General features: G+C 43.5%; 24 protein-coding genes. 11 read left to right on the forward strand and 13 right to left on the reverse strand.

Annotated elements, in window-relative coordinates; genetic code table 11:
• Positions 1-292 precede the first annotated feature (292 nt).
• Complete coding sequence (locus QUA88_RS26970) at positions 293-871, forward strand: Uma2 family endonuclease (RefSeq protein ID WP_333274801.1); 579 nt, start codon at positions 293-295, stop codon at positions 869-871.
• 16 nt (positions 872-887) lie between these two features.
• On the opposite strand, the gene QUA88_RS26975 is transcribed toward QUA88_RS26970, so the two are convergent.
• The 4 genes from QUA88_RS26975 to QUA88_RS26990 form a co-directional block, all read right to left on the reverse strand.
• Positions 888-1,022 carry a hypothetical protein gene (locus QUA88_RS26975; protein WP_333274804.1) on the reverse strand — a complete coding sequence of 45 codons (135 nt, stop codon included), beginning with the start codon at positions 1,020-1,022 and terminating at the stop codon, positions 888-890.
• The gene (locus QUA88_RS26980; protein ID WP_333058538.1) at positions 1,019-1,243 is read right to left on the reverse strand and encodes a type II toxin-antitoxin system HicA family toxin; all 225 of its coding nucleotides are present in this window, start codon (positions 1,241-1,243) and stop codon (positions 1,019-1,021) included. The genes QUA88_RS26975 and QUA88_RS26980 overlap by 4 nt, the downstream gene beginning before the upstream one ends.
• Before the next feature lie 2 nt (positions 1,244-1,245).
• A complete protein-coding gene (locus QUA88_RS26985) occupies positions 1,246-1,455 on the reverse strand; it encodes a type II toxin-antitoxin system HicB family antitoxin (RefSeq protein ID WP_333058537.1) in 210 nt (69 codons plus the stop codon).
• Between the two features lie 61 nt (positions 1,456-1,516).
• Positions 1,517-2,902, reverse strand: a complete 1,386-nt coding sequence (locus tag QUA88_RS26990; protein WP_333274807.1) for an ATP-binding protein — start codon at positions 2,900-2,902, stop codon at positions 1,517-1,519.
• Between the two features lie 228 nt (positions 2,903-3,130).
• Here QUA88_RS26990 and QUA88_RS26995 point away from each other — a divergent pair, with 228 nt between their 5' ends.
• Positions 3,131-4,540 carry a hypothetical protein gene (locus QUA88_RS26995; RefSeq protein WP_333274810.1) on the forward strand — a complete coding sequence of 470 codons (1,410 nt, stop codon included), beginning with the start codon at positions 3,131-3,133 and terminating at the stop codon, positions 4,538-4,540.
• Positions 4,541-4,656: 116 nt separating this feature from the next.
• Here QUA88_RS26995 and QUA88_RS27000 read toward each other — a convergent pair whose 3' ends face one another.
• From QUA88_RS27000 to QUA88_RS27040, 9 genes are all read right to left on the reverse strand, one after another.
• Positions 4,657-5,640, reverse strand: a complete 984-nt coding sequence (locus QUA88_RS27000; RefSeq protein ID WP_333264367.1) for a hypothetical protein — start codon at positions 5,638-5,640, stop codon at positions 4,657-4,659.
• Between the two features lie 25 nt (positions 5,641-5,665).
• Positions 5,666-5,863 (reverse strand): DUF433 domain-containing protein, encoded by a 198-nt coding sequence (locus tag QUA88_RS27005; RefSeq protein WP_333264370.1) that lies wholly within the window; start codon positions 5,861-5,863, stop codon positions 5,666-5,668.
• A 111-nt stretch (positions 5,864-5,974) separates the two neighbouring features.
• Complete coding sequence (locus QUA88_RS27010; RefSeq protein WP_333264374.1) at positions 5,975-6,652, reverse strand: DUF3226 domain-containing protein; 678 nt, start codon at positions 6,650-6,652, stop codon at positions 5,975-5,977.
• Complete coding sequence (locus tag QUA88_RS27015) at positions 6,649-7,773, reverse strand: AAA family ATPase (RefSeq protein WP_333264377.1); 1,125 nt, start codon at positions 7,771-7,773, stop codon at positions 6,649-6,651. Before QUA88_RS27015 ends, QUA88_RS27010 begins: the two co-directional genes overlap by 4 nt.
• Before the next feature lie 45 nt (positions 7,774-7,818).
• Positions 7,819-8,436, reverse strand: a complete 618-nt coding sequence (locus tag QUA88_RS27020; protein WP_333264380.1) for a Uma2 family endonuclease — start codon at positions 8,434-8,436, stop codon at positions 7,819-7,821.
• Between the two features lie 64 nt (positions 8,437-8,500).
• Positions 8,501-9,109: a Uma2 family endonuclease gene (locus tag QUA88_RS27025; protein WP_333274827.1), complete on the reverse strand. Its 609-nt coding sequence runs from the start codon at positions 9,107-9,109 to the stop codon at positions 8,501-8,503.
• A 133-nt stretch (positions 9,110-9,242) separates the two neighbouring features.
• Positions 9,243-9,503, reverse strand: coding sequence for a hypothetical protein (locus tag QUA88_RS27030; protein ID WP_333157776.1), 261 nt, complete (start codon positions 9,501-9,503; stop codon positions 9,243-9,245).
• Entirely contained in the window at positions 9,487-9,678 is a 192-nt protein-coding gene (locus QUA88_RS27035) for a BrnT family toxin (protein ID WP_333274841.1), read from the reverse strand. Before QUA88_RS27035 ends, QUA88_RS27030 begins: the two co-directional genes overlap by 17 nt.
• Before the next feature lie 742 nt (positions 9,679-10,420).
• Positions 10,421-10,582, reverse strand: coding sequence for a hypothetical protein (locus tag QUA88_RS27040; RefSeq protein WP_333274831.1), 162 nt, complete (start codon positions 10,580-10,582; stop codon positions 10,421-10,423).
• Between the two features lie 218 nt (positions 10,583-10,800).
• On the opposite strand from QUA88_RS27040, the gene QUA88_RS27045 reads away from it, so the two are divergent.
• From QUA88_RS27045 to rimO, 9 genes are all read left to right on the forward strand, one after another.
• Positions 10,801-10,947 (forward strand): hypothetical protein, encoded by a 147-nt coding sequence (locus tag QUA88_RS27045; protein WP_333274834.1) that lies wholly within the window; start codon positions 10,801-10,803, stop codon positions 10,945-10,947.
• Positions 10,948-10,953: 6 nt separating this feature from the next.
• Positions 10,954-11,484 carry a hypothetical protein gene (locus tag QUA88_RS27050; protein ID WP_333274836.1) on the forward strand — a complete coding sequence of 177 codons (531 nt, stop codon included), beginning with the start codon at positions 10,954-10,956 and terminating at the stop codon, positions 11,482-11,484.
• A gap of 1,502 nt (positions 11,485-12,986) precedes the next feature.
• Entirely contained in the window at positions 12,987-14,225 is a 1,239-nt protein-coding gene (locus QUA88_RS27055) for a sedoheptulose 7-phosphate cyclase (protein WP_333052703.1), read from the forward strand.
• A gap of 2 nt (positions 14,226-14,227) precedes the next feature.
• A complete protein-coding gene (locus QUA88_RS27060) occupies positions 14,228-15,031 on the forward strand; it encodes a class I SAM-dependent methyltransferase (RefSeq protein ID WP_333052705.1) in 804 nt (267 codons plus the stop codon).
• 286 nt (positions 15,032-15,317) lie between these two features.
• Positions 15,318-16,712 (forward strand): ATP-grasp domain-containing protein, encoded by a 1,395-nt coding sequence (locus QUA88_RS27065; RefSeq protein WP_333052706.1) that lies wholly within the window; start codon positions 15,318-15,320, stop codon positions 16,710-16,712.
• 2 nt (positions 16,713-16,714) lie between these two features.
• Entirely contained in the window at positions 16,715-17,740 is a 1,026-nt protein-coding gene (locus tag QUA88_RS27070) for an ATP-binding protein (RefSeq protein ID WP_333052707.1), read from the forward strand.
• Positions 17,741-17,986: 246 nt separating this feature from the next.
• Positions 17,987-18,625, forward strand: coding sequence for a Uma2 family endonuclease (locus QUA88_RS27075; protein ID WP_333052709.1), 639 nt, complete (start codon positions 17,987-17,989; stop codon positions 18,623-18,625).
• 229 nt (positions 18,626-18,854) lie between these two features.
• Positions 18,855-19,478 carry a Uma2 family endonuclease gene (locus QUA88_RS27080; protein ID WP_333052711.1) on the forward strand — a complete coding sequence of 208 codons (624 nt, stop codon included), beginning with the start codon at positions 18,855-18,857 and terminating at the stop codon, positions 19,476-19,478.
• A 271-nt stretch (positions 19,479-19,749) separates the two neighbouring features.
• Positions 19,750-21,078 carry a 30S ribosomal protein S12 methylthiotransferase RimO gene (gene rimO / locus QUA88_RS27085; protein ID WP_333052712.1) on the forward strand — a complete coding sequence of 443 codons (1,329 nt, stop codon included), beginning with the start codon at positions 19,750-19,752 and terminating at the stop codon, positions 21,076-21,078.
• The last annotated feature ends 183 nt before the right edge of the window (positions 21,079-21,261 follow it).

Raw genomic sequence — 21,261 nt, forward strand, 5'->3', positions numbered from 1 at the left:
CGACTTGGCTGCTAGTGAAGTCACTCCTGTAGCTTTGGTTGCTCCTTCTATCAATGGCTAAGTTTTAGTCTGAGATTACAAAAAGCGCTCCTAGAAATAGGGGCGCTTTTTGTTTGGGAAAAAATATTTTTTGGAACAATCAGACTCGGCGGTTGAAACCGCTACTACACAAACGAAGTCCGCGCAACGCGAGACTAAAGAATAGAATATTACAGCCGGATTTAGTATGGCGATAGACTCCAAATTTTTGAAGTCGTATATTATGGAAAAATGATTGTGAAAGGTAAGTCAGATGGTTGTCGCAATTTCTAAAGCAGGATTGGGTAAAGGTGCGGCTTTCCTGTCAAACGTGACATGGGAGACTCTGGAAAAATTGGATGCTGATTTGGCGGACACTGGGGCGCGTTTAACTTATTTGGATGGGTGTTTAGAAATTATGGCTCCTTTATCTGAGGCCCACGAAGAACCTAAAAACACTTTAGGCCAGCTTTTAGAAATTTATATGCGGATGAGAAATATTCGTTTCTACGGGCGCGGCAGTACAACCATCGGGATGAAGGAATTGGGCGCACGGAAGGAACCAGATGAGTCTTACTGTTTGGGTACGCGCAAGTCAGTTCCAGATTTGGCGATCGAGGTGACAGTGACGAGTGGTGGAATTGATACGCTGGAAATCTATCGTCGGGTGGGTGTGCAGGAGGTTTGGTTTTGGGAGGATGGGGTAATTTCGGTTTATTGCTTGCGTCCAACGGGATATGAGTTGGTGAGTAAGAGCGAACTTTTGGCGGATTTGGATTTGCGATTGATCGAGTTCTATTCGCGTATGGCAGACCAATATGATGCGGTGAATGCTTTTATGCGATCGTTGTAGAAGTTGAGAAGAGCGATTAAAAAAATCCTGCTTTCCCCTCACATTTTGCCTGGGCCGGAGTTTGTTTCCCAGCAGTTTCGGTTCCCGGATTTCGGTAGTTTTGCAGCAGCAATTGGGGCAAAAAGTAGTCACGTAGTTCACGTAAACTCACCGGGACTCCAACATTTCCTCAACTGTCAAGCCAATATCAATTGCAATCCGCTGAAGCAATCGAGGTGATATATCACGCCCTTTATGAAAAGGAACAGTAGTTCCTCGCCCATCTTGGTGACGGAACTGCTTATGTGAGCCTTTTTGACGCACCTCTACAAAGTCAAGGTTCTCTAGTATGCGGACTATTTCCTGTGGTTTCAGAACTGGGATATTGCTCATGTTTATCGGATCACAATCTGTTGTGTACCTATAAACTCAGTCTGAATGACGAGAGTATCATCTTCTAGGAGCATCTCAATTACCTCACGCAGATTCTCGTGTAACTCATCCAAGGTTTCTCCCTGGGAATGCGCCCCAGGAAATCCAGGAATATAACCAACGTAAAGCTTGGTCTCAGAATCTTTTTCGATTATAGCGGTAAATGTTTTCATAAGATTTGCTTTCTATTCGTTAAATGTAAGAAATGTAATCTCTCATAGATTATATAATATTTCACCTGCACTGAATGTATGCTTTGAATACGGGATTGAGGAAAAAGAGCGATCGCCCTCCTACTAACACTTTTTCCACTAAGCCACGTCGCGCTAAAGATTGTATAGCTTGCCAAAATTCTGGTTGGGATAATTCACTATCAGTAGCTTTTCGGGAAATATCTACAGTTTCATTTTGAGTTGCTAACCAGTATAATGCCTTTTTTTCTGAGCCTGATAAACGCTCTAGGTGAGAGTCTAAGATGGGTTCTAAGTCACCTACAAATAAATCATTTACCTCGGATAAAAACAGGGAAACGCTACCATCAAACAACTCCAAAATAGTTGCAGCAATGATATTTAACCAGGAAGGATGACCTTGATAAAGGGCGATCAAGTCTGACCATTTTTCCTCATCGACTAATCCTTTTTGTTGGAAAATTTCTGCGGCTTGTTGTCCTAACCCTTTGAGGTGTAAGCTTCGCGTGGAGAGGTTTTCGGCTTCTAAATTCGCGATTTCTTTGGGTTTTTCCCAACTGAGGAGGATTAAACAACTCTGATGAGAGGATGTGGCAATTTGTTTGAAAAATTTGCCATAGTCTTCATAGCCTGCTAAATATTGACCTGCTAATTGACTGCTACTAAAAATATTCTGTACGTCATCAAGAATTACTAGACAGCGAGAAGATCGGAAATAATCGATGATTGTGGGTAATGGGAGTTGTTGCGATCGCCCAAAAAATTGCTTGAGTTCGGTTTGGAGGGTGGAAAGTGCGGGAGTGTTGGTGAGGCTTAACCAAATAATATAATCAAATTCGGTTTGAATTTGTTCGATGAGTTTGAGGGCGATCGCGCTTTTGCCAATTCCGCTTAAGCCGTAGACGGTAATCAAGCGGGTGTGGGCTTGCAAAATCCATTGTTTGAGGGTGGAGAGTTCTGAGGTGCGATCGTAAAAGTAAGGGAGTTCGGGTGCGTCGGTTAAATCGATTATGGGCGATCGGGCTTGATTTTGGGGAGATTCAGGGGGAAAGGGCGATCGCTGCTTGGCCTCTTCTGCATCTTGCCTTTTTTCTCCACAGATATTGATATGAGTTCTATTAATTTTACTATTAACAATCTGTGAAGAGTTACCAAAATTGTAAATACTAGATACTGCTTTGCTTTCTAAAATAGAGCGAACATTAGATTGTTTAATATCGTCTCCCAATATGTCAGAAAGCATCTTCCATAATTTCCTAGAAACTTGTTTAATATGATCTTCACTACGATTGCACTTTTTAGCTATCTTATGATATTTCTCCCCCTCCCAAACTTCTTTTAAGATAGAGCTTTGTAATGAATCAATATGTTTTCCCGTCTTCACAAATACTTGCTCGTCAGTCCATTGTAAAACCTCTTGGATGTCCATACCTAAAAGGGGGTTGAGTTTTGACCATCACACTATATCACACTTTATAACACCTGGAAAACTAAATAACACTTTTTCTTCTTAATAAATTTTTTAAAAAAAGGTAACTGTACACCAAATAACACTTTTATGAATAGCCAAAAATACATTTTCATATTAAATTATGATCAGGAGAGATATAAGGAATATAGTAGAAGTTTATAAGTTATCAAATGCTCTGGAGGAAATATGACACCGTTTAACTGGTTTGCCAAAGACGCCTCTCAAGGAGAGCAGAAACTCACTTCTGGGGATGTGCAGCGGATAGTTGGCGAATTTAATAAATGTTTGCCACGCATTCTGGGGACATCTGAAGTTTTAGAGGAGATAACCTTTGAGGAAGCTATAAGTTATTTCCAGAGCGATCGTCCAGGAACTCCTAATTTAAAAAAAGGAGCAATTATTCGCCAAGAGCATGCCGAAGGGCAAATTTTAGGACAGGTGTTTTTAGACGAAAAGAATAACCTTGTTTGTCATTCAAATGGAATACCTTATGGTCGTCAGTTGATTGCCAAAAAGCTAGACCAAAAATTAACTGATGTCTTGGGCGCTCAAGAATTAGTGGCCATTGAGTTGAAGGCTAAAGAATCTGGTGAATCTCAGCTTACTGAAGAACCTACTCAAAAATCGCGGATTGTAAAAGTTTATAAGATAGTTAGTATCATTATTTGGTCGATTATAATTCTAATTGTATTTATCCCGTTACTGGGACGATTAGTTATGAGTCAGGCTTTAGCGGCAGAATTAACCTCTCATCCCTCCCTAGAAGTTACTCAATCTCTAGTGGCCTTTGGTGGAAGAGAAGAAGCTTTCAAAAAAGCTTTGAACAGTGCCAATCAAAGTGCTAAACAATATGCTAACAATGAATTGAATCGGTGGGAGGCTGATTTAATAAATCGAATTGATACGGATTTTTTAAATTGGTATTTTAATTATTTTAATCAGAAACAGCAAGAATTTGGTGTTCTTTTTCAATATATAGGCGAGAATGTTATGAATGGGTTTGATCTGAGTAGAGTTAATGAAAAGATTGCCAAAAGCATAAATGACAATATTCAAAGAGAATTTTATAGGAGAGTATTGCAAGCAAATTCAGCAGAGATTAAATTTCATACCATAGTAATCGATACGGCTAATTTTTATATTGAACAAGTATCTAAGGAATTTGACGGTGTGCCGAAAAAGTATAACATTCCCCAATCCGACTGGGCTAAATATTTAGAAGCTATAAATTTTAGGCTAGAAAATGAACGAGGAGATCAAGTATCTTTAGTAAGATTTGTAGGTGCTGCTGGAACTGCTCAACTTACTGGTATAATTGCTGCTAAAGTAGGTAGTAAAGCTGTAGCTGCTGTTTCTGCGAAACTAGGCAGTATGATTGAGCCTACCCTTGCCATAGGTTTAATCGCTTGGGATTATTGGGATTATACGCAAGGAGTTAAAGAAGACAAGCCTCGTTTGCGTGAAGATTTAGTCAACTCTTTACATGACATTAAAAAATCTATTTTGAGCGAGCCCGAACATAGTGTAATGTGGGTGGTCAATGAATTAGAGGAACAAATTAAAAAGAATGTTTTGCAGGCGAAATTTCCGGCTTAAAAGTTTAGAATTGATATGCTTTCTATCTAGATAGCAGTTTTACGCTGCGTCAGGCAAAATAAATCTCCAATTGGATAAGAGGACTTGCCATGACGCACTATTATCTGCACATTTAACTAACGAGGCCCAGCTTCAATAGCAGAATTAGCTATTTGAACTAGCGTTTCCTCTCGCCCATTCTTCATCGTTACTCGATACAAAACGCCTTGATACTGCCACTCCACTAAGGCCGTGCAGTAAGCACCGCAGCCATTAGAAAAAACTCCTTGTGTTCTGCCGGCTAATTGAATGGTTTTGAATTCACTCCTGAATCCTCTAGGGGGCGGTTGGGCTGGTTCTCCACCTCTTTCTGCTGAGATACTCCCGATATAGCAAGGCGTACTGCTGCAATTAGGTATGTGGCCCATTTCAACACTATAGCCATTTGTTTCTACTCGGTTTTTTAAGTAAATTTTTTCTGAGAATGGAAGCTGACTGGGGAGAAAAATTGGTACTCTCGTCTTACCTTGAATCTGCGATACAATTTCACGAACTGGAAAAGAAATACTCGATCGCGAATTACCACTTTCAGAATTAGCAGACTGAGGGCGAAACCCTTGCACAAAATTAGTCCACCGCTGAATTTTATTACCAGTAATATCTAAAATTGGAATAGAACGAGTCCTCGATATGGGCCGCCCAGCCTCCCCCTGAGAATATTCGATCGCAGTACGCTCTGGTTTCCCTAAACCATAAGTATTAGCAATATCGCTAGCCAACTGACAGTTTATTCTGAATTGCCCCATATCAATTTTACCATTTCCGGCGCGGTAGTACCAAGTTCTACCGCCAGCGTTGGGTATCTCCTGACAGTCCGAATATGTCACCTCAAACATCTTCGCAATATGCACGTCATAGAGGCGCAATTGACCCCCATAAGCAGATTTTGTGGTATTGGTTTCTGACACCGTAAGGGTATAAGTTCCTTCCGCGTGTTGTAACCTCATGGGAACTTGTGTTTGAGCGATCGCTCTCGGTATCCCCTGAATTTGGGTTACTGCTCCCCAACTCAAAGTAACAAACCCCAAACTTGTTAGTAATAATTGTTTTGTAACTTTCATTTGTCCCTTAAAAGCTAGAGGATATTTACAGCCTATCTTCAATATAAGTTAAAGCCACGTTAATTTGTTCCTCTGTAAGCTCAAACAATCCCCTGATAAACTTAGGCGGATATTGAGCCGTCACATAGTCCATGATGTCGTAGATGGTGATGCGGGTACCTGCGATCGCTAGTCCTCTTTCTGTACGGATGATAGATGTTTGTTCGTTAGGTATGCTTGTCATTTTTATAGCCTCCTAGAAGTTATTTTTATATTACTAGCTTATTCCGTGGAATTTTGAGATAAATTAACTCTATTATACTTTGCGATCGCTCTCTGAGGACGAGCGCGGGAATTACGCGAGCGCTCCTTCCACAAATAAACGTATTAACCAATTACTGAATTTTACAGCGACATCTGTGTGAGGACGCAAAGCTTGACTTGTAATTGCCTTTCCCAAAGGATAACCAGGTTCATCATGCCAAGCAAGATATGTATGAATCACTGCTTTACTACGATGCACGTCTTTGAATGTTGTTACTTTACTATCCTGTGCCTGTTCAACACATTCTCGTGCAAATGTCAAAGATGCTGGTTCTGCAAGTTCAGCACAAAAGTCTTCTAACATACCAGAATCTTGATTATTAGGCATCAGCCAAAACCCCAGTTTAGGTTCATCTGAAGAAGGCTCGACTACCGTTCCATCAGCATCAGGTTTGTTCGGTAACGTATAGTTGTAATGTTGTAACTTGCCTTTTATACTTTGCCATCTGCCTTCAAGAGAAGGCTTGTCAGCATCAAGCATAACTCCTATTACTTGAGGAGGATTAGGACGTATAATCAGCGCATTTAGTCGCTTCAAAACCCCGATATCTGAACCGCATTGATAGATGCCGAAAGTCTTAGGAACATTATGAGCTTTGCATAAAGCCATCACCACATGGCAATCATTATCTCCTTCAACAAGTAAAACTCTATCTGTATCTTGCTTGCAAACACTATCCTTCTCAGACACCTCGCTTGTATTACTCATCGTACTTCAACATCCATGTCAATAGAATCACTCAGGGTCTCAGATGTATATTCTGTTGCTTTTATCGATTCATTTTTGGCATCCAATCTGAAGAAAGCACCCAGGGTAGGATAGTTATTCCAGGCTTGGTAGAAACCCTTGATACAATCGCGGCTGTGAGTTGTTGCAAAAATTTGAACATTAAGTCTCTCCGATATCTGAAAAACAATATCCCAAACTTTCGGTTGCACGCTCCAGTGCAATCCATTTTCAAATTCATCAATTAATAGAAGTCCATTTCGAGCATTCACAAGTGCAACAATTATATGAAACAAACGAGTCATACCATCTCCCATGCTCTTGAGAGGTAATGGTTCGTCTATGCCTTTAATTTTTACTAAAGGAACACGGTTGTCACTTGCAGTACCTATACTAAAGTCCTCTACAAAAGCGACTCCAGTAACTCGCTCGTCAATTAAACGAAGCGCAGAAATAACCTCCGACTCTAAATCTGTCAAGCTCGTTAAATCCCAAAGAGCAGCTAATTTTCGATTAGGCATATTTGCTGTATAAACAATCTGCCACGTGTATTTTAACTCTGATTCCTGCCTTTCATAAAAAATTCTAGAGCTACGTCGAATGTCTCTGATATTTCTATCTAATCTGAAAATTCTTCTAGTTCTTTCGCCTTCTTCTGCTACGAGAAAAACTTCAACATTAGATATATCTTCGTCAAACTCCACATCAGAGATGCGAATTTTCCTGATTGTGCCTTCGTCATCATTTTTATTCTGGTATGCGCCAGCGCCGATCCGGAGTTTTATGTTTGAAGAAACTTCTCCAAGAGAAATCCCATCTCCTCCTATGCTGGGCAATTTATGCCCAAAGAATAGATGCCGCACAGGATTACTGATAAAATTTTGGGAATGTGGCTGAGCTTCGCTAAACCAAGTCTCTTGCCTAGACTCTACAAGTTCAAGCATGACGGTAGCAGAAGCGTTGCTGGCATATAGTTCTACTGCTTCAAGAAATGTACTCTTTCCTGAATTATTCTTGCCAACAATCAGGTTGACACGACCCAGATTTTTAACTTCAAGGTGTTTAAATAGTCTAAAGTTGTGTATCTGAAATGACTCCAGCATACAAGATTCCTATAAGTTTTTATAACTAGCTTATATCATATTTGCTTAAAAAGCCAGTTTCTGAAATAACTCGGCAATCGGGAGAGTAAAACCGGGGACGATTTCTTCCCCATCGAGGGAGTTAACGGACTTAAGCAGGCGATCGGGTTCTTGGGACGATCGATAAACTAACACATACTGTTCTTGAGGATGAATCACCCAGACTAAACGCGCCCCATTCTCGAAATATTCTACGAGTTTGTCGTGAATTTCTGCCACTGTATTGCTAGGAGAAAGGATTTCTACGGCCAGATCCGGCGCACCTTCTAGGAAGCCATCGGGGAGCTCATCTAGCCCTTGCAGGCGTTCTTTTGCCATGAAGGAAACATCGGGCGATCGCTTGTTTCCTGATTTCATCTTAAAAGCAGTGCTGGAGTCGAACATCGCGCCTAGCTTTTGAATGTGGACATACCCACCGAGCAAAATCATCAAGATACTGCAAATATAACCGTGTTTTGCACCCGAATTCCCCATGTCAATTAGTTCTCCATTCACAATTTCATAGCGGTGTCCATCTCGGTTGAGTGCCATGAATTCCGCATCAGTCCAGATTTTTTTATCTGCTGGTGTTTCAACTTGGTTTTCAGTGAGGTTTGACCTTTGGTTTTGAATTAGAGTAGCCATAGCTTTTTCCTAAACTTATATTTCTAGTTAAATAGAATCCTTTTCAAACTCTAAAACATCGCCCTTAAAAATTAATGCGGCGGTAGACTTCAGACATCGGAAGTTCTATATTTAAACTGTGCAGGACGATCGCCCGATCGAGCCGATCGCAAACTTGCCATTGCCAGCGATCGCTACTTGGGCGATCGCCATTATAATATTGCTCAATATAGGGTTCAGCTTGACTAACCAGCAAATATTCACAAAAACTAGCAAGAGAGCGATATTTTCTGAACTTTTCACCTCTATCGTAGCCTTCAGTAGAGGGGGAAAGAACCTCCACAATCAGTAAAGGATTGAGAATTTCATCCGTGCGATCGCCATTGAATTCTGGTTCGCCATTGATGACCATAACATCGGGATAAGTTCCATGATGGAAGCTAGGAATCCAAATTCGTAGATCGCCGTTATAGATCTGAAAATTTGTGTCTCGCACAGCCACGTTAAGAAAAGTCGTAATGTCTACGGTAATACGGCTGTGGACTTCTGAACCTCCTGGCATAGCGATAATCTCTCCGTTACAATATTCGTGACGTTCTTCGGCTGTTTCCTCGATCGCCCGGTATTCATCTGGAGTAAAGCGAGTCTTTGTCGCATCGGGAAGATTTGGCGGGTTGGTTTGAGTTATAACCACGATCGCACCTCCTAAATAATTAGACCTTAAATAATTATGGCTGACAGCTAGATAGTTGTTTTAATCAAGAGGCGATCGCTTTTTGGGCAAATAAATAATATGGGCGATCGCACAATCTCCTGACATCGCGTTCTCAAAGTTGAGATCCTTCGTGGCTCCGCTGCACCGCAGTATTTGACTGCTGGCGCTGTGCAATTTTGATTAACATCCTCAATGCGTCATTCACTGCTGCATCATTAGGAAAAGCTTGGGCAATATCGGGGTCTAAAAGCACCAAGTTTGTCCCTGCACGATATTGCTCAACATACTTGCCTTTAACACCTCCTTTCATCTGAGCAAAGTCATACTCAGCAAGTAATTCGTCTTCCATTTCGTTCTCAATATCCTTCTTCATAAAACCTCTGCTCCTGGCGGGTAGCTTTTCTGGCACTGATGATTCTTACTGTTTCTCCTCGATCGGTGTGTGCAACAATTAAAAGTTGTCCATACCTGGATATACCAATAATAACGTACCGGCTTTCTCCGATGGAATGCTGAGGATCGGGAAAAGTTACAGATAGCGGGTCAATCGATTTTAGATTTTAGATTTTAGATTTTAGAGGCGACCCCACGGATAAATGCGGGGGGCTTGAGGATTTTCGATTTTCGATTTGGGATTGATTCCACGGATAAATCACGTGGCGGGTAGCATCAAGAAATTCGTGGTCATTAATTAAATATGGTTGTGGCTTCTTGAAAGGAAACACCATGCTTCTCAACATTTAGTGTCGCTTTCTCTGGATTCCATTCAAATTCCATAAATAACTCTCCATGCCTTTTTCCGCTTCTGCTTCACAACCGCTAAATTCTCGCTTTCCTTTTATTTTTAACACTTAATTGCTTAGTAAGCGCTGTATAATAATGCAAAGCAAAAAGCAGATTAATTCCAAAAAACACCAAAGTTAAAACAAATGTAAAAAAAGACGTAAACGACAGCCGGGAAGTCATCGTAAAGATCGCCAAAATGATTGAGCAAAGCCCAAAACCGGAAGCAAAAGAACTTAAAAGCAGCAACCGCACCTTAGACATAGTTTAATTTAAAGATTATCAGTAAAATGCACTCTTGGCAGCTACAGAGGAGTGCCAAATGATACTTATTACTATATAGCGGAATTGCTCAGTTCCGCCAAGGGCAAAACGACTGCTTTCCTAAAAAGGTTTGAATTATACAGAAAAATACAGCCCACGCTCTTGTAAACTCCTGTTGCTCGACTTAATATCAATCAAAGGAATTCCCCAGCCTCCGCGAGCATTCCACCTTTCGCCGTACAGTTACCGCAACCGCAATCCCGCTGACAGTAAAGTATTAGCTTCCAAAACCGCGCTTTCCCTGGGATTCCAAACATTGCCAAAATCCACAAACGCCGTCACCTGCAAAACTCCCTGTTTGTCGCGGGTGCGCTTGCATCGGATACCGCAACTCGGCTGAATCACAAATCCCGCTATCGGTCAGCAAAGCCTCCTGACCAGGAATTTCAAAGGTGGTACCCGCCACGTGATTTATTCCGTGGAATCAATCGAAAATCGAAAATCGAAAATCCTCAAGAAAGAGCATTTATCCGTGGGGTCGCCTCTAAAATCTAAAATCTAAAATCTAAAATCTAAAATCGATTGACGGTAGCCCCGCAATGTGTCTGAGTCCCCTATACCGAATGGTTCGATCGACAAAAGCTTGGCCCCAGCCAATTCCAGATCCGATCGCACCCGCAGCAGGCTCTCAGGAGCCAACAACCGCAGGTACTCCAATTGACCCGGCTAGATCAAAAATTGACTGTCAGGGCTGCGGCTGCTCACCGTAGCGCCAAATGCTGCCACTCCCTGACAAAAGTGCGATCGCGCCGCCAAGACATCTCTCTCTCCCCTCTGAGCTAGTACCTAGTAAAATCCTGAAACAGCCTCAGCACCGCAACCCGATTTCTGCCCCGATTATCTGCTTCCGGCGACAACGGAAAATCCTTTCCCAGCAAAGATGTATCGCTTTCTCGCCTGCTGGTACCGATACCGATCGCGATTTCTCTTCTCGGATTTTGCACGATCGGCTCGCGGTAAGTCAACTGCCAACTACTTCAAATCGATCGACTTTTATCGTACCCGCAATCTTAGCAATTATGCAGGCTGTGTCGGTGGGGGAACAGCAGGCGGCAAAAGCTGTTCGGCTGAAAGCAAGGGCGCTGGCGGCGCGGGTTATGGGAGAGGAGCCGGATTTGGCCGTCGCGGGTTGGGAATCGGAAATTCGTGTCTGTTTTCTCCTCGGTTCGGCAATGGAGGGAGAGTTTCTGGGGCCTCACTTTGGGTCAATTGATCGAACTCCGGGATGCTATTTTCTTGCTCTGTAGTGTCTTTATCTAATTCTGAACCCGAGTATAAATCACGAAGCCGATCGCGATCGTCTGCTGTTTCTTGATCTAGTTTGAATTGAGACGGTAAATGATCATGCAAAATTGGCGCTTGCACCCCTGAGTCGGTAGCAACCATCGACTCGCCAAGACTTAGAGCTGATAGGAGTGCGGGGCAAATAGCTGCAATTGAAAAACCAAGTGCTAATGCCTTGAAAAACTTGATTTTACAAAAGCCTCTAGAAAATTGCACGGGCATGACAGATTAGCCATATTTGATAGTTATTTACACTTACGATCGGGCGCAGCCGACGCAATTGCAAGGAATAAAATTACTCTATCACTTTTTAAACAATTAATTCCTTAACTCAATATAAAGATAGTTGACAGCAACTCTAGTTTGTGTAATTCACAATTACTGAAAAAACTCTAACCGAAAGCATCGAGGATACCCGCCACGTCATTCATCCGTCCAGAAATAAAAAACCTGTATCCGATGAAACTTGCCCCCGAAATTTATCCGTGGGGCCAATGCTTCAATTCTAAAATCTAAAATCTAAAATCTAAAATCTAAAATCTAAAATCTAAAATCTAAAATCTAAAATCTAAAATCTAAAATCTAAAATCTAAAATCGATTGACGCTCCATTACCTGCGTCTGCTACTGTTAAAGTGCTGTCGGGCGATCGGGCTTGATTTATAGCAATCCTAAATGATTCGTGTAATTCTTGTAGGGGCAAACCCCCCGTGGTTGCCCCGATGCAGGCTGGGGTAGGCACTCTTAGCACTACCCCTACATATTTTTACAAATGATGCGAGGATTGCTATATGTTCCCAGGAAATTTCGTAATCTAAAATCCAGGTTTATTATTCCCTTTATTAACTAGGCATTAATCGGCTGATTGGATATTTAATTTGGTTGATAATGGACCTCTTGCAAAAATAACTAGGACGCGATCTGGGGCCCATCCCACAAAAGTTATTTTTTCTTGTGGGATGGGCGTCCCGCCCGTCCAATAAATTTATGAAAAGGACTTTTGCAAGAGGTCTAATCAACTGGAAATACGCAGCGAACCCGCTCAAAAAAGATAAAGTGATTTCAACGATCGATCGCAACGAGTCGTTTCAATAGATGAGGCTGCTGTAATTTCCGGTTTTCGCGATTTGTCTCTGGATAATATGATATAAAAAAAAAATATATCAAATTTTACTGAATCTGGTTGCATAAAGATGAGAAATTCGTTATGTTGAATTTTGTGTAAGCATTGAGGCGGTCTCAAATCAATCCTCAAAATGCTTTAAGTATAAATACTCGATAAGCAGTATTTAACCTAGTCTTAACAAACAACTCTGAAAGTAAATTTTTAGGTAGATTGTTAAGTTCATATTAAATGACAAATTGTCAAGTTAATGTCTAGGAAGTTTGCCAGCAAAAGGATTGATACTTTTGAAGCTCGCCCAGATACTTACAGTTACTGATCAACATGAAAGTGCAAAAATCTTATGGGTGACATTCAAGCTACGTTTACATCTACCGATCGAGCTTTTCAAATTGAGGGGTACGAAAAAATAGATTTCAGCTTGCTCTACGTAGATGGTGCTTTCAAGCTGGAGAATCCTGAGATTGCGGATAGTTACCGCCAATTCGGTCGCTGTTTAATGGTTGTAGATGAAACAGTCTATGGTCTTTATGGTGGACAGATGCAGGATTATTTCAAGCATCACGAGATAGATTTAACAGTCTTTCCAGTTAATATCAAGGAACCTGATAAGACCTTAAAAACTTTTGAAAGCATCATAGATGCCTTCGTTGATTTCGGACTCGTGCGGAAGGAGCCTGTTTTGGTAGTCGGTGGTGGATTGACGACAGACGTAGCTGGTTTTGCCTGCTCATCCTATCGCCGTCGGACTAACTACATTCGCGTACCGACAACTTTAATTGGGCTGATTGATGCCAGTGTGGCAATCAAAGTAGCTGTGAACCACGGTAAGCTGAAAAACCGCCTCGGCGCTTACCACGCTTCGCAGAAAGTAATCTTAGATTTCTCCTTTCTGAAAACTCTGCCGATCGACCAAATACGAAACGGCATGGCAGAGTTAATTAAGATCGCCGTAGTAGGCAACAAAGAAATCTTCGAGTTGTTAGAAAACTACGGCGAAGCATTGCTGCACAGCCATTTTGGTTATTTAGACGGCACATCTGAACTGCGGGAAGTGGCCCATCGCTTAACCTACAACGCGATTCAGTCAATGCTGGCCTTAGAAGTACCAAACCTCCACGAGCTAGATTTGGATCGAGTGATAGCTTATGGTCACACTTGGAGTCCGACGCTGGAACTAACACCGGAAATTCCGATGTTCCACGGCCATAGTGTCGCCATCGATATGGCTTTTTCGGCCACCATTGCCCAACTGCGGGGCTACATTTCGATCGCCGATCGCGATCGCATCTTAAGATTAATGAGCCGCCTCGGACTAGCAATAGACAGCCCTTATCTCACATCAGAACTGCTCTGGAAAGCCACAACATCGATCAGTCGTACCCGCGACGGCCTTCAGCGTGCAGCAGCTCCATGCCCCATTGGTGACTGCTTTTTCATGAACGATTTAACTCGAACTGAGTTGGATGAAGCCCTAGCGGTGCATCGAGAAATCTGTCAGGGCTACCCGCGTCATGGCGATGGCGAGGATATGTATGTGGTATTGCAGAAAGTTGCAACTCGTTCCACAGCCGGGGTATAAAGATGAGACCCGTTACCCCAGTCGGGATTTTAGCCTCCTTACTCGAAAGTCTCGCCTCGCAAGTAGAAAAAATCGATAATCTCGATCGAGCTTTCAAGGCCCAATTACAACAAGCCTACGAACTAGCAAATGGTCTCGATCCGTACCTGAACCTTTGTACCACGCCGGAATCTCCCGCCTTAGCCACGTTAGTGAAGCGCACCCAATCAGAAGATTGGAGTAAGCGATTCTCTGACGGCGAGACAGTGCGGCAGTTGGAACAGGAAATGCTATCGGGCCATGTGGAAGGCCAAATGCTGAAATTTCTCGTCCATCTCACCAAAGCACAGCGCGTACTGGAAATCGGGATGTTTACCGGGTACTCAGCACTAGCGATGGCCGAAGCCCTGCCAGTGGATGGAGTGGTGGTAGCCTGCGAAGTAGATGCTTACGTCGCTGAATTTGCCCAGAAGTGTTTTCACGAATCTACTGCCGGCCACAAAATCTCAGTCAAGGTGGCACCGGCTCTAGAAACCATGAAACAATTGGCTGCTAATGGAGAAGTGTTCGATTTGGTATTTATCGATGCTGATAAAGCTGGATACATAGACTATCTCGATTTACTCCTAACTACCGGGCTGTTGGCTCCCAATGGCTTGATATGTGCAGACAATACTCTGATGCAGGGACAGCCATATTTGTCGGGTACTGCTACTGATAACGGAGTTGCGATCGCCAAATTCAACCAGGCTCTAGTTGACGATCCGCGCGTAGAGCAAGTGTTAGTGCCGCTGAGAGATGGATTGACCTTAATTCGGCGCGTTTAGAGCGTGTTCTCTTGCCCCGGAGATCCCCTTAATCAGGCGGGATCGGTCAAAGTCCTAATGCGGATTTAGCCGGATCAGATCAGTGCAACCGGATTCGATCTAATTCATCTGCGTTAATCTGTGTTTATCTTCCCTCATCTGCGGTTTAAAAAAGATAATTTATGAACCGCAGATGACAATTTATTAACGCGGATTAACGCAGATGAAGATCGGAGAGATGTGAATATTTCTGATGCTAACAGATTTGATATTACCTTTAATTAGAGTGTTTACTTACTAGAAAATTATGCTCGAAACAGTTTCTGTGGCAGCGATGCCATCTGAACAGGAAACAAACACTGGGAATAGGCGCTTCCAGACTGCATTCAAAACCATAGCCACATTAATTTTGCTGCTATTAGTAATGCCCCTGAATATTGCTTTAACTGCGATCGCCCTACTGAGATCCATCATCATCAAACCGTTTCAGTCTCGATCGACTACAGCCACTCCCCAAACGATTTTAATCAGTGGCGGCAAGATGACCAAAGCATTGCAGCTAGCCCGATCGTTCCATCAGGCCGGTCATCGGGTAATTTTGGTAGAAACCGAGAAATACTGGCTGACGGGTCATCGTTACTCTTGGGCAGTCGATCGCTTTTACACAGTACCAAACCCCCAGACAGATGAATACCCCCAAGCACTCTTAAAAATTGTCCAACAAGAGAAAGTTAATGTTTACGTTCCCGTTTGTAGTCCAGTCGCCAGTTACTACGATGCCGAAGTCAAAAGGGTACTTTCTGGGCACTGTACGGTAATGCACGTCGATGTCGAAACTCTGCAACGATTGGATGATAAATATGATTTTGCAAAAGCAGCGGAAGCATTGGGGCTGCGAGTTCCGAAGTCTTATCGCATTACTAATCCGCAGCAAGTAATCGATTTTGATTTTAGTGATGCACAGCGTCCATATATAATCAAAAGTATTCCCTACGATTCTGTTCGCAGGTTAAACTTAACTAAATTACCCTGCGAAACCCCAGCAGAAACTGCCACCTTTGTCAACTCATTACCAATTTCCGAGAGTAAACCTTGGATTATGCAAGAGTATATTCCGGGGCAAGAATTCTGCACTCATAGTACAATTCGTGATGGTCATCTTCAGTTGCACTGTTGCTGTGAATCGTCGGCTTTTCAGGTGAATTACCAGAATGTCGATCGCCCGGATATCGAAAATTGGATTCGTCAATTTGCCAAGAGTCTCAATCTGACAGGACAAGTTTCCTTTGATTTCATTCAGGCGGCGGATGATGGAGAGATTTACGCGATCGAATGCAACCCCCGCACCCATTCAGCCATCACGATGTTTTACAACCATCCCGATGTGGCAAAAGCTTATTTGGAACCCGACCCTTTACCGCAGACTGTGCAGCCTTTGGCATCTAGTCGCCCGACTTACTGGATTTACCATGAAATTTGGCGATTGGTGACTCATTTGCGATCGCCGAAGCTCGTTTCTGAGCGGTTACAAATTATCGCCCAAGGCAAAGATGCTATCTTCGAGTGGGACGATCCGCTGCCGTTTTTGATGGTGCATCATTGGCAAATTCCCTTGTTGTTATGGGGAAATTTACAGAAGCCGAAAGAGTGGATTCGGATTGATTTTAATATTGGCAAACTTGTGGAAATAGGGGGAGATTGAGGATGTCAGTAGTACGGGTTTTGCATTTAGTCGGATCGGCAGTTAGCGATTTTTTCTGTAATTTATCGCGGCTTTATGCAGAAGATTGTCTAAAAAATACGGCTAATTCAGCACTCTATGAATTTCATATAGCCTATATTTCTCCCGATCGCCAATGGCGTTTTCCTACATCTCTCGATCAAGGTGCGATCGCAGCCGCTAATCCCATGTCTCTAGCGGGCGCTGTAGAGGTGCTGACACAGCTAAAGATTGACGTAATGGTACCGCAGATGTTTTGCATCCCCGGCATGACTCAATACCGCAGCTTGTTCGATCTGCTGCATATTCCTTATGTGGGTAATCCGGCAGAGTTGATGGCGCTGACTGCTGACAAAGCCAAGACTAAGGCAGTAGTAGCAGCCGCTGGGGTAAGTGTACCGTTGGGAGAAGTTGTCCGCGCGGGCGATCGACCTTCTATTGACTTTCCGGTGGTGCTCAAGCCGCTGAATGCGGATAATTCTCTGGGAGTTGCCTTAGTTAAAAATGCTGCTGACTATGATGCGGCTTTGGAGACAGCATTGACTCATTCCGAGGAAGTGCTAGTAGAAAAATTCATTGAATTGGGTAGAGAAGTTCGCTGTGGAATTATCATCAAAGCAGGCGAATTAGTCTGTTTACCGCTGGAAGAGTATGCTCTAGATGCTGATACCAAACCGATTCGGAGTTATGCTGATAAGCTCAAACAAAATGACGATGGCAACTTGAGCTGTGTCGCTAAGGATAGTACCAAATCGTGGATAGTGGACATCAGCGATCCGGCAACCGAGAGAGTTTGGGATATGGCCAGAAAATGCCACATCGCTTTGGGTTGTCGCGATTATAGTCTATTTGATTTTCGCATCGATCCGCAGGGACAACCTTGGTTTTTGGAAGCGGGGCTGTACTGTTCTTTTGCTCAGAAAAGTGTGCTTTCTGCAATGACGAAAGCATCAGGAACTTCTCTGGATACTTTTTTTGAAAGTATGTTGCAAAATGCCTTGCAGAGATGACTCAGGCTGAGTTTGCGATCGGAGTAGCTAAAACATCACAAAATTTGTGAAATAATGATCGTATCAAGAACTTCTGTGGATAGTTTTAGATTCAGTCGATAGGCGCGATCGGTATTTTGACATTGTGGACACAATCTTATAGCAAACTTCACTTCCTATGTCAAGAATTTTCAGTATTTTACCGAAAAGACTTGTGCCATCTTTTAGCTTTCCGCATACTAATCACCAGACAGAGGAAACCACAACATGATCCAAACCATATCGAAAACAATCACGTTTGATGAGTTCGTTGCTTGGTATCCAGAGAACTCTGTCCATAAGTACGAACTACACAATGGAGTAATTGTTGAAATGCCTTTAGGAACCGGCCGTCATTCCCGCGTTACAGGTTTCATCCGTTCAAAACTATCAGTCGAAATTGACCGCCGCTCCTTACCTTATTCCATCCCCGGCGACTGCCTGCTCAAACCCGTCCGCAACGAGGCGGGCTACCTGCCAGACGCAGTTGTCCTAGACGAAGCAGCTCTGCGCCAGAGAGAACCGCGCTGGGATACGGAATCCATCATCACGATGGGGTCTTCGGTGCGACTGGCTGTAGAGGTCGTCAGTACCAACTGGCGGGACGATTACCATCTCAAATTCGCTGACTACGAAGAAATGGGCATCCCCGAATACTGGATTGTGGACTACCTTGGTTTGGGCGGCCGCAAGTTCATCGGCACTCCCAAGCAACCCACGCTCTCGGTTTGCCAGTTGGTTGACGGCGAGTATCAAATCAGCCAGTTTCGGGGAGATGACCGAGTTGAATCGCTGGCTTTCCCAGAGTTGAGGTTGACTGCCGAGTTGATTTTTCGAGGCGGTCTGCCCTTAACCGAGCCGAGCTAGAAGGAGTGGGGGGCGATCGGGTATCAAAAGGATATCAAATGGGTACAAAAGGACACCAATTTTGTGACAAATCGGCGTTTTGTACCAAGTGCTGTTTTGTCAGGACGGGCGATCCCAATTATATCAACTACAGTTTAATTTGTCAAGGATTAGAGGCAACGTTGCCTCTAATCCTTGTGTAATATTTGAGCTTTCCGCATACTAATCACCAGACAGAGGAAAACACAACATGATCCAAACCATATCCAAAACAATCACGTTTGATGAGTTCGTTGCTTGGTATCCAGAGAACTCTGTCCACAAGTACGAACTACACAATGGAGTAATTGTTGAAATGCCTTTAGGAACTGGCGACCATTCCGACGTTACAGGTTTCATTTCCGGTGAAATCAATTTTGAAATCAGGCGACTGCAATTGCCTTACTCTATCCCTGGTGATTGCTTGCTCAAGCTTGCGCGTAACGAATCTGGCTACCAGCCAGATGTAATTGTCCTAGACCGAACCGCACTTGCAAACGAACCGCGCTGGAAAAAAGAATCAGTCATCACGATGGGGTCTTCGGTGCGACTAGCTGTAGAGGTGGTCAGTACGAACTGGCGGGATGATTATTTTTTCAAAGCTTCCGACTATGAAGAAATGGGCATTCCCGAATACTGGATTGTAGACTATCTTGGTTTAGGCGGTCGCAAGTTTATCGGCAATCCCAAACAACCCACTCTCTCGATTTACCAGCTAGTAGATGGGGAGTATCAGGTAAAACAGTTTAGGGGAAGCGAGACTGTTGAGTCGCTGGCTTTTCCAGAATTGAGCTTAACAGCAGAGAAGATTTTTCTTGCTGGCTTGCCGAACTAGCAAGTCGAAATTATGCAAAGGGCGTAAGATTGTCGAAGCCTTCCGACGACACCAAAACCTGACAATTGGGTCAAAATCTGGCAGCGAAAAAGCGGGAAAGTACGATCGCACAAAGCCTAAAAATTCTCATCTCGCCCACGATCGCACAAATATCACACAACAACTGCGGACACCACAACAGTCCAGAGCTTCCACATAAACATTGCAATTTTTTAAATTGTGTGATATCATAAAACGTTCTTAAAAATAGCGCAACACTAACTATTACTGCATGGCAACGAAGCCAACGATCGCATTTACTCACCTCGGCTGCGAAAAAAATCGCATCGATACCGAACACATGATTGGCTTGCTGGCTCAAGCGGGCTATCAAGTGGATTCTAATGAAGAATTAGCCGATTATGTTGTAGTCAATACTTGTAGTTTTATCCAAGCTGCGCGAGAAGAGTCGGTCCGCACCTTGGTAGAATTGGCAGAAGCTAATAAAAAAGTAGTGATCACCGGCTGCATGGCACAGCACTTTCAGCAGGAATTGCTGGACGAATTGCCGGAAGCAGTCGCAATTGTCGGCACTGGCGACTATCATAAAATCGTCAATGTTATGCAGCAGGTGGAAAAGGGCGATCGAGTTTCCCTCGTCTCTAGTGAACCTACTTACATCGCTGACGAAACTACTCCCCGCTACCGCACGACATCGGAAGGTGTGGCTTATCTGCGTATAGCAGAAGGCTGCGACTACCGCTGTGCATTTTGCATTATCCCGCACTTGCGCGGAAATCAAAGATCGCGGACGATCGAGTCTATCGTCGCGGAAGCTAAGCAATTAGCCTCCGAAGGGGTAAAAGAAATTATCTTAATTTCTCAAATTACCACCAACTACGGCAAAGATATTTATGGCGAACCGAAACTCGCCGAACTACTGCGCGCTTTGGGTGAAGTAGATGTACCTTGGATTCGGATGCACTACGCCTATCCTACAGGTTTGACTCCGCAAGTTGTAGCAGCAATCCGCGAAACGCCCAACGTTTTGCCGTATTTGGATTTACCCCTGCAACACTCGCACCCGGAAATTCTGCAGGCGATGAATCGGCCTTTTCAAGCCGGGATCAATGATGCTATAGTCGATCGGCTCAAAGCAGCACTTCCCGGCGCCGTGATGCGGACAACTTTTATTGTCGGCTTCCCCGGCGAAACCGACGAACACGCAGCACACTTGCTGGAATTTGTCAAGCGCCACGAATTCGATCACGTAGGAGTTTTTGTATTTTCGCCAGAAGAAGGAACCCCAGCCTTCAGCTTGCCCCAGCAAATACCTGCAGAAATAATGGAAATGCGGCGCAATTTGGTAATGGCGGCACAACAACCTATATCATTGAAGAAGAATCAAGAGTCTGTCGGTCAGGTAGTTGATGTCCTGATAGAACAAGAACAACCAGAGACAGGTGAGTTGATTGGTAGATCCGCTCGGTTTTCCCCAGAAGTAGATGGACTCGTCTATGTGACAGGAGAAGCGCGACTGGGATCGATCGTATCTGTGAAAATTACTGGTGCAGATGTCTACGACCTCTACGGTCAAGTCGATTTTAGATTTGAGATTTGAGATTTGAGATTGACTGCACAGACTGATCTGGGAGCTCGATCTTTTGTCTAAAATTGTGGGATCGACCCTCATGAGTTGACGTGGCACTGTATCCGGTGCTCGGCGGGGTCAAGTCGATTTTAGATTTGAGATTTGAGATTTGAGATTGACTGCACAGACTGATCTGGGAGCTCGATCTTTTGT

Origin of the sequence: Microcoleus sp. D3_18_C2, from assembly GCF_036702395.1 — a bacterium.
Classification (GTDB): domain Bacteria; phylum Cyanobacteriota; class Cyanobacteriia; order Cyanobacteriales; family Microcoleaceae; genus Microcoleus.